Origin of the sequence: Novosphingobium sp. 9 (assembly GCF_025340265.1) — a bacterium.
GTDB lineage: Bacteria > Pseudomonadota > Alphaproteobacteria > Sphingomonadales > Sphingomonadaceae > Novosphingobium.
In genome coordinates, this window is the sequence record NZ_CP022707.1 from 530,001 (window position 1) to 543,003 (window position 13,003).

General features: G+C 64.7%; 8 protein-coding genes and 1 pseudogene. 8 read left to right on the forward strand and 1 reads right to left on the reverse strand.

Annotation, left to right across the window (positions count from 1 at the left end):
* The first annotated feature begins 17 nt into the window (after positions 1–17).
* The 4 genes and pseudogenes from CI805_RS02595 to CI805_RS02610 all read left to right on the forward strand — a co-directional run bounded on the left by CI805_RS02595 (position 18) and on the right by CI805_RS02610 (position 4,062).
* Positions 18–802, forward strand: a pseudogene (locus CI805_RS02595) (SDR family NAD(P)-dependent oxidoreductase).
* A gap of 29 nt (positions 803–831) precedes the next feature.
* Complete coding sequence (locus CI805_RS02600) at positions 832–1,674, forward strand: SMP-30/gluconolactonase/LRE family protein (protein ID WP_260927724.1); 843 nt, start codon at positions 832–834, stop codon at positions 1,672–1,674.
* A gap of 106 nt (positions 1,675–1,780) precedes the next feature.
* Complete coding sequence (locus CI805_RS02605; RefSeq protein WP_409934923.1) at positions 1,781–3,226, forward strand: sugar porter family MFS transporter; 1,446 nt, start codon at positions 1,781–1,783, stop codon at positions 3,224–3,226.
* Between the two features lie 2 nt (positions 3,227–3,228).
* Entirely contained in the window at positions 3,229–4,062 is an 834-nt protein-coding gene (locus CI805_RS02610; protein ID WP_260925939.1) for an aldose 1-epimerase, read from the forward strand.
* 4 nt (positions 4,063–4,066) lie between these two features.
* Here the strand turns inward: CI805_RS02610 and CI805_RS02615 are convergent, their stop codons facing one another.
* Positions 4,067–5,155, reverse strand: coding sequence for a LacI family DNA-binding transcriptional regulator (locus CI805_RS02615; protein ID WP_260925942.1), 1,089 nt, complete (start codon positions 5,153–5,155; stop codon positions 4,067–4,069).
* 123 nt (positions 5,156–5,278) lie between these two features.
* Between CI805_RS02615 and CI805_RS02620 the strand changes: the two genes are divergently transcribed.
* The 4 genes from CI805_RS02620 to CI805_RS02635 all read left to right on the forward strand — a co-directional run bounded on the left by CI805_RS02620 (position 5,279) and on the right by CI805_RS02635 (position 12,844).
* Entirely contained in the window at positions 5,279–7,717 is a 2,439-nt protein-coding gene (locus CI805_RS02620; protein WP_313958513.1) for a glycoside hydrolase family 3 protein, read from the forward strand.
* Positions 7,718–7,727: 10 nt separating this feature from the next.
* The gene (locus CI805_RS02625) at positions 7,728–8,723 is read left to right on the forward strand and encodes an alpha/beta hydrolase (protein WP_260925945.1); all 996 of its coding nucleotides are present in this window, start codon (positions 7,728–7,730) and stop codon (positions 8,721–8,723) included.
* Complete coding sequence (locus CI805_RS02630) at positions 8,720–9,547, forward strand: GDSL-type esterase/lipase family protein (RefSeq protein WP_260925947.1); 828 nt, start codon at positions 8,720–8,722, stop codon at positions 9,545–9,547. The genes CI805_RS02625 and CI805_RS02630 overlap by 4 nt, the downstream gene beginning before the upstream one ends.
* Before the next feature lie 243 nt (positions 9,548–9,790).
* Positions 9,791–12,844 carry a TonB-dependent receptor gene (locus CI805_RS02635; protein WP_260925950.1) on the forward strand — a complete coding sequence of 1,018 codons (3,054 nt, stop codon included), beginning with the start codon at positions 9,791–9,793 and terminating at the stop codon, positions 12,842–12,844.
* The last annotated feature ends 159 nt before the right edge of the window (positions 12,845–13,003 follow it).

Below are 13,003 nucleotides of genomic sequence, written 5' to 3' on the forward strand. Positions count from 1 at the left end.
CCGGAATACCCCAGACCATGCTCCAGAGCACATCCGCCGCGCCGCTGGCCGCGATCTATCCCGACCTTCAGGACCGCCGCGTGATCGTGACCGGCGGCGCCACCGGCATCGGTGCGGGCCTTGTCGAGGGCTTCGTCGCGCAAGGTGCGCGCGTGGCCTTCGTCGATATTCAGGACGAAGAAGGCGCCGATCTTGTGCAGCGCCTTTCGCCAGGCGCGCGCCATGCCCCGGTCTACCACCGGCTTGACCTGACCGATGTGGACGCGCTCACCGGCGCGATCCAGTCGATCGTCGCGGATCTGGGCGGGATCGACGTATTGGTGAACAATGCCGCCAACGATGACCGCCACACTGTGGAGGAGGTTACGCCCGCGTTCTGGGAAGAGCGCATGAACGTGAACCTGCGCCACCAGTTCTTCGCATCGCAAGCCGTCGTCCCGGCCATGCGCGAGGCCGGCGGCGGCGTGATCGTCAATTTCGGCTCGATCAGCTGGCACCTCGCGCTGCCCGAACTGGTGCTGTATCAGACGGCCAAGGCGGCGATCTCGGGCCTCACCCGCAGCCTTGCGCGCGACCTCGGGCGCGACAACATCCGCGTCAATACGGTGGTCCCCGGCAACGTGAAGACCCCGCGACAGGAAAAGTGGTACACCCCGAAGGCGAAGCGGAAATCGTGGCCGCCCAGTGCCTTCCGGGGCGCCTCGTGCCGGCGGACGTCGCCGCGCTGGTGCTGTTCCTCAGCTCCGATGGGGCACGCCTGTGCACCGGACACGACTGGTTCGTCGATGCGGGGTGGCGCTGATGGACGCACAACATCTCCGCGCGCTCGGCATGGAACTGGGCGAAGGCCCGGTCTGGATCGAGGATGCGCTGTGGTTCGTCGACATCAAGCGGCAGACGGTGTTCCGTCTCGACCCGGTCAGCGGTGGGCTTGAGGACTGGGCCGCGCCCGAACATATCGGCTGGGTGCTCCCCAGCACGGGCGAAGGCCTGATCGCGGGGCTCAAGAGCGGCCCGCATCGCTTCCGCCCGGAAGCCCGCAGCTTCGAGCCGATCGGCAAGATCGATGTCGATCTGCCGGACAACCGCCTCAACGATGCCGCCACCGATCCTGAAGGGCGTCTGTGGTTCGGCACCATGGACAATCTGGAAGGCGGCGAGACCGGTCGGGTCTATGTGCTCGACAAGGGCGAGGTTCGCGAGAGCGGGATCACGCCCGTTGCCATCACCAACGGGCCTGCGATCTCGCCCTGCGGGACATGGCTCTACCACGTCGACACGCTGGGCAAACAGGTGATCCGCCACACCGTGAACGAAACCGGAAATATCGGCGAGGGCACGGTTTTCCTCGACTTCAATGGGCAGGACAGAGCCGACTGGGGCTGGCCCGACGGCGCCACCTGCGATGCCGAAGGCGGGGTCTGGCTGGGCTTCTACGGTGGCTGGGCCGCGCGGCGCTTCAATGCCGATGGAGCCCTGACCGACGAAGTCCGCCTGCCGGTGGCGAACGTGACCAAGGTCGCGCTGGGCGGGGCAGAACGGCGTACAGCCTATGCCACGACCGCGCGACAGGGCCTGTCGGACGCGGAACTTGCCGCGCAGCCGCTGGCAGGCGATCTCTTCACTTTCCCGGTCGCGATTCCCGGCCTGCCGGTGACACCTGCCAATACCTGATTACCAACCAGACCCGGCGCCGGGGTCCGAACCGGGCAACTCATGAACGTGCGGAGCGGGGGAACCACCAACGACAATCCCCGCCCGCCTGGAAAGGATGTCAGGAATGCCCACGTTTCAGGGGGCCTCCCCCCACGACTTCGCGCTCGACAGGGGCGCTGCGATCAACATGCGCCTGATCGCGCTGGTGGTGGCCGTCGCGACCATCGGCGGCTTCATGTTCGGATACGATTCGGGCGTCATCAACGGCACGCAGAAAGGGCTGGAGGCGGCCTTCGATCTCGGCGCGCTGGGCGTCGGCATCAATGTCGGCGCGATCCTTGTCGGCTCCTCGATCGGCGCCTTCGGTGCAGGACGCCTGTCCGACGTAATCGGGCGACGCGGCACGATGATGCTGGCCGCCGTGCTGTTCCTGATTTCCGCGCTGGTTGCGGGTGCTGCCGGAAGTTCGGTTGTGTTCATCCTTGCCCGCATCGTCGGCGGCCTTGGCGTCGGCGCGGCCAGCGTGACGTCGCCGGTCTACATCTCCGAGATGGTGCCCGCCGGTATTCGCGGGCGGCTGTCCTCGATCCAGCAGGTGATGATCATCACCGGGCTGACCGGTGCGTTCCTGGCCAACTACGTGCTGGCGCATACCGCCGGTAGTTCGACCGCCGCGCTGTGGCTTGGTCTGCCCGCGTGGCGCTGGATGTTCTGGCTTCAGGCGATCCCGGCGGCGATCTACTTCCTCGCGCTGCTGACCATTCCCGAAAGCCCGCGCTACCTCGTCGCCCGCCGCCGCGAGGAGCAGGCCCACGGCGTCCTAACCCGCCTGTTCGGCCCGGAGGAAGCCACCCGCAAGGTCGCTGAAATCCGCGCCTCGTTGGCCGCAGACCACCACCGCCCGCGCCTGTCCGACCTGATCGACCGCACGAAAGGCCGCATTCGCCCGATCGTGTGGGTCGGTATCGGCCTTGCGGTATTCCAGCAGTTCGTCGGCATCAACGTGGTGTTCTACTATGGCGCGACGCTGTGGCAGGCCGTGGGCTTCACCGAGGACTATGCCCTCCAGATCAACATCCTGTCGGGCGCGCTTTCCATCGGTGCGTGCCTGCTGACGGTCGCGCTGGTGGACAAGGTGGGGCGTCGCCCGCTGTTGCTGATCGGCTCGGCAGGCATGGCGGTGACGCTGGGCACAGTGGCCTGGGCTTTCTCCACCGCCGTCACCGATGCCGCCGGTGCCGTCTCGCTTCCCGGCCATGCGGGCCTGATCGCGCTGATCGCGGCCAACCTCTATGTCGTGTTCTTCAACATGAGCTGGGGGCCGGTGATGTGGGTTATGCTGGGCGAAATGTTCCCCAACCAGATCCGCGGCTCTGCCCTTGCCGTCGCAGGGTTTGCGCAGTGGATCGCCAATGCGGCGATCTCGGTGAGCTTCCCGATCCTGGCCGTCAGCCCCGGTCTGGCGCCGACTTACGTATTCTATGCCCTGTCGGCAGCGGTTTCGTTTGTCTTCGTCCGCGCCTTCGTGACAGAAACGCGCGGTCGCGAACTCGAAGAGATGCAGGGATAACCATGAAGCTGACACGGGGCGAGTGGTCGCTGGACGTCGATATCCGGCACGGCGGCATGGTCCGCGCGCTGGAGCGGCGTGGCCAGCCCGTGCTGCGCGCGATGCCGCAAGGCAGTACCGAGCCGCTCGACAGCGCCTGCATTCCGCTCGCCCCATACGTCAACCGCATTGCCCATGGACGTTTTGCATGGAACGGGGCCGCATACCACCTCGCCCCGAACCACCCCGACCACGCGCATCCGCTCCATGGCACGGCATGGCTGCGCGACTGGACGCCGGGCGTGCAGGACGAATCCTCGATCACGCTACACCATGTCCATGAAGCCGATGCCCACTGGGACTGGTCTTTCGCACTGACGCAGACCTTCACGCTGCTGGACGACGGGCTGGAAGCGTGCCTTGCGATCACCAATACCGATCGCCACACCATGCCCGCCGCGCTGGGGTTCCACCCGTGGTTCGACCGCAGCGGCGTCAGCGGCATCCGGTTCGCCGCAGAGAAGGTCTGGCTCTCCGACGCTGAAATGCTGCCGACCGATCCTGCTCCCGCCGATGCCCTGGGTGACTGGCAGGCCGGTGCCGAGCTCGAACGTCCCGATCTGGTCGATCATTGCTATGCTGGCTGGGATGGCACCCTCACAATCATGCGCGACGATGGCGACCTGATCCTCGAAGGCGAAGGCACGCCCTTCCTGCATCTGTTCGTGCCCCCCGGCCGCGACTTCTTCTGCGCCGAGCCGCAAACGACCATGCCCGATGCCGTCAATCGTCAGCCCCCTGCCCCGCTCGCGCCGGGCGAGACGCTGGCGATCACGATGCGGATCCGCAGCGCCTGAAAGCCTATCCCGGCACGCGCAGCGACGGGCGGCGGCGCGGCGCGGCATCGGACTGGCGACGCACCAGCGTGTGATCGAGCTTGATACGGTGTGCGCCGATCTCCGAAGTCCGCTTGTTGCGCAGCAGGGAGACCAGCAGTTCCACCGCACAACGGCTCATTTCTGCGATCGGCTGCTGGATCGTGGTCAGTTCCGGCCAGATCGTCGTCGCCAGCGCCACATCGTCGAAACCGCAGACGGTAAGATCGCCCGGAACGTCGAGCCCGCGCCGATGGGCGATGGCGACGGTGGCGGCAGCCATGTCATCGTTGCTGGCGAAGATCGCGGACGGCGCATCGTCCAGCGAGAGCAGCGCTTCGGCGGCATCCAGCCCCGAACGATAGGTGAAGTACCCCTGCGCGACCAGCGCCTCGTCAAACGCGATGCCCGCCGATTCCAGCGCTTCGCGATAGCCGATCAGGCGCTCGCCGCTCGCGGTCAGATCCGGGTGGCCAAGGATGAAACCGATACGCTGATGGCCAAGGCCGATGAGATGCGCGGTCATCTCGCGCGCGGCGGTGTGATCGTCGATCATGACCGCCGCCACGCCATCCTCCGGCCGCGCAGTGGTGACGGCAACCGTCGGCACGCCCGCCTTGCGCAGCACCGCCAGCACCTCGGGCGCTTCGCATAGCGGCGGCGGCAGAACCACCCCATCCACCCCGCCCGCGATCATCCGCTCGGTGGCATGGCCGGGGTCTTCGCCGTCCTCCAGCTTGCGCACGATAATCTGCGCATCCGAACGGCTCGCCTCTTCCAGCGAACCGACGATAAAGGCGCTCAGGAACGCCTCGGACGGGTTGGAATAGAGCAGCCCAATCCGCATCTGCGCCGCGCCAGCCAGACTGCGGGCAGCACGGTTGGGGGCATAGTTCAGTTCGGCGATCGCCGCGTTCACCTTCTCACGCGTGGACTGGCGCACCTTGGCATCGGCATTGATCACCCGCGATACCGTCATCATCGACACGCCCGCCAGCGTCGCCACATCGCTGATCGTGGGCGCGCCGGTCTGGCGGGAGCGACTTGTTCTGGGCTTGCGAAGGGTATCCGGCATCCCGCAACCCTAGCATGTCCGCCAGCCTTGCGAATAGCGGGACCGGCACATCGCACGACAATTTATGGTAGCGCCACCATTTGCAATGGCCTATTGTACGACAAGAATAAAGGGGAGGATTGAATGAAGCGGATTTCCCGCGTGATCTCGGTGGCCGCGCTGTGCGGATGCGCCAGTGTCGTCATGGCCCAGAGCACTCTCGATACACCTGCCGCTGTACCGGAGGCAACACCGGTTCATCCCGAACTCTGGCCAGCGGCCAAAAGCCCCGGCCTTGTCGATCCCGCGACGGAGGCAAAGATCACCGCGCTGATGAAGCGCATGAGCCTTCGCGAAAAGATCGGCCAGATGATCCAGGCCGATACCGCCTCGATCAAGCCCGATGACCTGCGCGCCTATCCGCTCGGCTCGATCCTTGCGGGCGGGAATTCGCCGCCGCTCGACGCGCCGGATCGCTCTCCCGCTGCCGCCTGGGTGAAGACGGCGCGCGCCTTCAATGCCGTGGCGATGGAACCGCGCGCCGGCCATGTCGCGATCCCGATGATGTTCGGCATCGATGCCGTCCACGGCAACAGCAACGTCGTGGGCGCTACGCTCTTCCCGCACAATGTCGGCCTTGGCGCGATGCACGATCCGGCGCTGATGCGCCAGATCGGTGCCGCGACCGGCGCGGAAACCGCCGCTTCGGGCATCGACTGGGCTTTCGGCCCGACCCTCGCCGTGCCGCAGGACGAACGCTGGGGCCGCGCCTATGAGGGCTATTCCGAAGACCCTGCCCTCGTCGCCAGCTACGCCGGGCCGATGGTCGAGGGTCTCCAAGGCGCGCCCGGCAGCAAGACCACCGTGCAGGCGGGGCACGTCGCCGCCAGCGTCAAGCACTTCCTCGGCGATGGCGGCACGCATGACGGCATCGATCAGGGCGACACCCGCGTCGATGAGGCCACGCTGATCCGCATTCACGATGCAGGCTATCCCGCTGCCGTCGATGCCGGGACAATGACCGTGATGGCCTCGTTCTCCAGCTGGAACGGCGTGAAGATGCACGGCAACAAGGCGCTGCTCACCGATGTGCTGAAAGGCCGGATGCACTTCGATGGTTTCGTCGTGGGCGACTGGAACGGCCACGCACAAGTGCCCGGCTGCACCGCGACCGACTGCGCCGCCACGTTCAATGCCGGGCTCGACATGGCGATGGCGCCCGACAGCTGGAAGGGGCTGTTCGATTCAACGCTGGCCGATGCGCAATCGGGCAAGATTCCGATGACGCGCATCGACGACGCCGTGCGCCGCATCCTGCGCGTGAAGTTCAAGCTCGGCCTGTTCGACAAGGCCCGCCCCTTTGAGAACAAACCGCAGGAAATGGGCTCGGCACAGCACCGCGCGATCGCTCGGCAGGCCGTGCGAGAGAGCCTTGTGCTGCTCAAGAACGAAGGCGTGCTCCCGATCAAGACTAGCGCCACCGTGCTCGTAGCGGGTGAGGCAGCAGACGATATCGGCCGCCAGTCCGGAGGGTGGACGCTGTCGTGGCAGGGCGACGGCAACACCAATGCCGACTTCCCCGGCGCCACCTCGATCTATGCCGGTATCGCCAGCGCGTTAAAGGCAGGCGGCGGCAAGGCGGTGCTATCCCCCGATGGCAGCTTCACGGCAAAGCCAGACGTCGCGATCGTGATCTTCGGCGAAGAGCCTTATGCCGAACTGCGTGGCGACGTGCGCACGCTGGAATTTCAGCCTGGTGACAAGAAGGCACTGGCGCTTCTCAAATCCCTGAAGGCGAAGGGTATTCCTACCGTCTCGGTGTTCCTCTCCGGTCGCCCACTTTGGGTAAACCCGGAACTGAACCAGTCTGACGCTTTCGTCGCGGCATGGTTCCCCGGTTCGGAAGGCGAAGGCGTGGCCGACGTGCTGATTGGCGGCAAGACCGATTTCCACGGTACACTCTCCTTCTCGTGGCCAAAGACGGCAGCGCAGTTCGTGCTCAACAAGGGGATGGCCGGATACGATCCGCTGTTTCCGCTGGGCTATGGCCTGACGTATGCCAAGCGCGCACATGTCGGGACGCTCAGCGAAGTCGCCGGGATCGATGCCAGTGCCACCAACACCAGCGTGTTCATCGCCAACGGCAGCGCCGCCAAGCCCTTCACCCTGCAAACGTCCGACACGGTCTCGCAGCGTCTTGTCGATAGCCCCAGCAGGCAGGAAGGCGCCGTCCAATTGACGTGGAACGGCGCGGGCAAGGCCGAAGTCTACGGCCCGACGCTCATGCTCCAGCGCGAAGCGAATGCCGATCTGAACGTCGATCTGACCTATCGCGTGGACGAAGCCGCTACCGGCCCGGTCACGCTCGCACTCGGCTCGGGCACGGTGCGGATCGACGGAATGACGGCCAAGCCGGGAACCTGGGCGCACCTGAAAATGCCGCTCAAGTGCTTTGCCGCACATGGCACCGACCTTGCCGGTATCAGCCGCCCCTTCACGCTGACCGCGCAAGGGCGCTATGCCATCGCCATTTCCGATCTTAAGCTTGGCACCGATCCTGCCGGTGCTGTCTGCCCTGACTGAGGGGAAAACCATGACCGACACGAAAACCTCGCGCCGCACACTGCTGGGTGGCATCACCGCGCTCGGCCTTGCCGCGACGCTGCGCACGCAAGCGGCCAAGGCTGGCTCCACCGCGATCTCGACATCCGGGCCAACCCTGCCGCTGTGGCCCGGCAAGGCCCCCGGCGCACCTGCCACGATGCCGACCCTCCAATGGCACCAGCAGTCAAAGAACGCCGATTTCGACGATCGCTGGCTGACCGGCGTGGCCACGCCCGCGCTCGCAGTGCGTCAGCCTGCCTATCGCGACGGCTCGGCAGTGATCCTGCTGCCGGGTGGTGGCTATGAGTTCCTCGCCTGGGACAACGAGGGCGAGGAGCAGGCCCGCTGGCTGACCGAGCGCGGCGTCACCTGCTTCATCCTTTCGTACCGCCTGCCCGGCGAAGGTTGGGCCAATCGCGCGACAGTGCCTTTGCAGGATGCCCAGCGCGCGGTCAGGCTGGTGCGCAACAAGGCGGCCGATTTCGGCCTCGATCCCAAGCGCATTTCGGTTCTGGGATTCTCCGCAGGCGGCCATCTGGCGGGGAGCATCGCCACGCGCTTCGACGAGAAGGTCTATGCCCCCATTGACGCCGCCGACACGCTCTCGGCCCGACCCGATCTGGTGGGCATGATCTATCCGGTGGTGAGCCTCTCCGCGCCCTTCACCCATGCCGGATCGCGCGACGCGCTCCTGGGCAAAGGCGCAAGCAAAGCGTTGCGCGATACGGGGTCGGTCGAGAACCGGGTGACAGCCGATACGCCTCCGGTGTTCCTCACCGCCTCCAGCGACGATGGCCTCGTTCCCATCGGTAACAGCCTGGCGATGTACAGCGCCCTTCTCGCCAAACAGCGCGCAGCCGAGTTCCATGGCTTCGACAAGGGCGGCCATGGCTTCGGCGCGAGGCTTGGCAAGGATGTGCCCGCCTCGATCTGGCCCGACCTGTTCCATGCCTTCGGCAAACGCCACGGAATCTTCGCGGCATGAGACCTCGTCTGCGCGCGATCACAGGGGTCATGGCCGGGGTGCTGGCGGCAGCCATGGCCGTCACCACCTTGCCCGCCCGCGCGCAGACGCCTGTACCCTATCAGTCAAGCCCGGAGCGGCGCACCATACAGGACGATCGCGCGTGGGGGCCTTGGCTCGGCCCGTTTCGCGAAAAACTCGTCCCCTCGATGATGCAGGACTTCGGCGAGCGCTATATCTACGCACCCGCAGATGCCGCCCTGCCCCCACCTGCCAAAGGTGAACAGCGGGTGGTTTTCATCGGCGATTCGATCACCGACCTTTGGGATCTTGCGCGTTTCTTTCCCGGCAAGCCTTACATTAACCGGGGCATCGGCAGCCAGGTGACGGCCCAGATGCTGGTCCGGTTCACACAGGATGTAGTCGCCCTGCATCCCCGCGCGGTCGTGATTCTGGGCGGCGTGAACGATGTAACCGGTTTCCTGCAAGTGGAGAGCGCAGACAGCGTGGTCTCGAACATCGCGGCGATGGCTGACATTGCCCGCGCGCATGGCATCGCCGTGGTGCTGTGTTCGATCCTCCCTGTCACCGACACTGCGACGCAACGCGACAATGTTGCACAGCGAAAGCCGACCGAACTGCGCGCCATCAATGCCCGACTCGCAGCACTGGCAAAGGCACGGGGCTATGCCTTTGCAGACTATGCCCCGGCCCTCGCCGCCCCCGATGGGCTGATGCAGCAAGGCCTCACGCGCGACGGCATACACCCGCTTTCCGCAGGCTATGCACGCATGGTGCCGATCGTTCAGGCCGCCATCGAAACCGCGCTTTCCCGCCAGCCTTGATCCGTCGATCAGCCCCTCTTCACATGCGCCTGCACGCAACGCAGATGTTACATTGACGACGCAATGGCGCTAATAATGTTAGCGCATTACAAATCGTGTTGCAGATGACCTGACGGGATGTTAGGGCTCCGTTCGTTGACTTGGGCACTCTTGTAAGCATCAGGCCCGGGAAACGCAGGTTCTTTTGTGATAGCGCTATCAAAATTGTGCGTTGCAAAAGTGACCGTTTGAGGAGGGGATGACATGAGCTTTTTCCATCGTGCGTGCCGTGGATTCGCGGGACTTGAAAATCGCGATCTGCTGCGTGCAGGCGTTTCTGCATCGGCATTGATCGCCTGCGCGCTGCCCGGCACTGGCTGGGCGCAAACCACGACAACGCCGACCGGCGCATCCGCCGCGACGCCCGCCGCCGATGTCGCAACAAGCGGACAGACCCGCGCCACTGCCACGGACGGCACGCTACCCGATTCCGATACCGCCATGGACACCAACGGCGCGATCGTCGTCACCGGTATCCGCGCTTCGCTGCAAGGCGCCCGCGCCCGCAAGCGCGATGCCGAGGTAGTGGTCGATTCGATTACCGCGCAGGACATCGGCGCCCTGCCCGACCGTTCGGTTTCCGAAGCGCTCCAGCGCGTACCCGGCGTCACGCTTCAGCGCACCAGCGACAACCGCGATCCCGCGCGCCTGTCGGGCGAAGGCGGCGGCGTGTTCATTCGCGGCCTGTCCTTCGTGCGTTCGGAACTGAACGGGCGCGACGTGTTCTCCGCTGCGAATGGCCGCGCGCTTTCGTTCGAGGATATCTCGGCCGACCTGCTTTCGGGCGTAGACGTCTACAAGAATCCTTCGGCGGACATGATCGAAGGCGGTATCGGCGGCACTATCAACTTGCGCACACGCAAGCCCTTCGACGCCCCCGGCTTCGTCGCCGCCTTCTCGGGCGATATCAACTATGCCGACCTCTACAAGAAGAGCTTCAAGTCGGGCAACGCGCTGATCAGCGATCGCTGGGATACGCCGCTCGGCGAGATCGGCGTGCTGGTATCCTACTCCATCAGCAACATCGGCAACCGCACGGACTCGATCTCGGCCGGACGCTATGTGCCGGAAACGCTGAGCACCGATCAGGATGGTTTGTCGGCAGGCGACACGGTCTACATTCCCAACTCGATGGGCTATCGCCGGATCGACTGGCAGCAGAAGCGCACCGCGTTCGACGCTTCGGTGCAGTGGAAACCCGCCAGCAATCTGACTCTGACCGGCGAAGCCCTGATCTCGAAGGCCACGCCGCACGATCTGGAATATGCCGTCGGCGATTTCTCCCAGCCGGAGACCGACAATTCCAGCTATCAGTTCGGCTCGGCCGGTGAACTGGTTTCGGGCACAGTCGAGAATCGTCAGCTCAACATGGACACCCGCGCGGGCAGCCAGACCAAGAAGACGCAGGACTACTCGCTGAACGCCAAGTGGGAGGCCGGCGATCACTGGACCGTCACCGGGGATTTCGATTACATCAAGTCGACGGCGAAGGTCTATTCGATGACGGTGTTCACCGGTGTCTCGGTGCCGGCGACATTCGACTTCGATTTCTCGGGCAACAACCCGTACCTCTCGATCACGCCCACTGATGCCTCACAGAGCTTTGCCGACAAGTCGGCGAACTGGTGGGCAGCGGCCATGGATCACCTTGAGGACAACGAAGCCCACGAATACTCGGGCCGCGCCGATATCGAATACAAGTTCGACGACGGTGGCTTCTTCAAGTCCTTCAAGGTGGGCGCGCGCTGGACCGACCAGAGCGCCATCACCCGCCAGACCGGCTACAACTGGAGCATCCTGTCCGCCCAGTACTGGCTGCCGGGCAATGAGGTCTATCTGAACCAGACGGGGCCTGCGGGCGGCACGCAGAATGCCAACCTGCCCAACATGTCCTCGTTCATCACCTACAACAACTTCTTCCGTGGCAACGTCGCCAATCCCACCAGCGGCCTGTGGTTCCCGGCCGCCTCGCTGGTGACGCAGGGCACGGCCTATGCCTATCAGCAACTGGCGGGCACGGAGACAAACGGCTGGGGCTGGTCGCCTCTCAGCTCCGATCTCAGCCAGTCGGCGGCATCGGGCGGCGGCATCAACGACCAGTCGCAAAAGACCTGGGCCGGATATGCCCTGCTCCGCTTCGGTGCGGACAAGAGCCCGATCGGGCGGTTCGACGGTAATCTGGGCGTGCGCGTGGTCCATACCGAAGCGAAGTCGCTCGGCTCCGCTGCCGCAATCGGCGCGATCACCACAACCTGCACGGCGACCGACTGCTCGGACTACAACGCTGCCGTGGCCTTCGCATCAGGCTCGCTCGGCGATCTCCAGACAACGGGCGGCACCACTTATACGGACGTTCTGCCCAGCCTGAACCTGCGCTATTTCGCCAGCGACAACCTGCAGATCCGCCTCGCCTTCTCCAAGGCGATTTCCCGCCCCAGCTTCACCCAGCTGAACCCGTACACCACGCTGAACTTCTCGTTCGATGAAACCGGCACGCCAAACGGCACCGGCATTGGGGGACGCTCCACGGCGTTCACCGGCACGGCAGGCAATCCGAACCTCAAGCCGACCCGCGCCAATCAGGTCGATCTCAGCTTCGAGTATTACTACGGACGCTCGAACAGCCTGACGCTTGGCCTGTTCTACAAGGGTATCAAGGATTACATCTATTCCGGCCTGGTGGAGCAGCAGTACACCAGCAACGGGCAGACGCTCACCTTCGACGTGACCCAGCAGACCAACGGTTCGCACGGTTCAATCAAGGGTGGCGAACTGGCCTATACCCAGTTCTTCGATTTCCTGCCCGGCGCGCTGAGCGGCCTCGGATTCTCGGGCAACTTTACCTACGTCGATTCGACTGGCGGCAAGAACACCGCCGTCAACGTGTTCGATTCGAACCAGACCACGAATGCCGGGCTCACGCTGCCGCTCGAAGGCATGTCCAAGTATTCGTACAACCTTGCCGGGATCTACGAAAAGTACGGTATTTCAGCCCGCCTCGCCTACAACTGGCGCTCGTCCTACCTGCTGACGACTTCGGCAGCGAACATCAACTATCCGGTGTGGTCGGACGCTTACGGCCAGTTGGACGCCTCGTTCCTCGTCTCGGTCGGCAAGCACTTCAAGATTGGTGTCCAGGGCACGAACCTGCTGGCCTCGAAGACATACCTGCGCGTGGGCGATCCCGATCTCAAGCCGCGCTACAGCTGGACCGAAACCGACCGCCGCGTTGCCATGGTCGTGCGCACGGTCTTCTGATCGCACCCCCTTCCTGCCCGTCTCCCGACGGTTTCTCCCGACTGCCCCGGATCGCAAGGTCCGGGGCATATTTTTCAACTGCAACTCAATCTCAATAAGCTTGCATCATCCGGCCAATGCCCCATGTGTTCTCTCAAACCGGAGAGAAAGGCACACCAG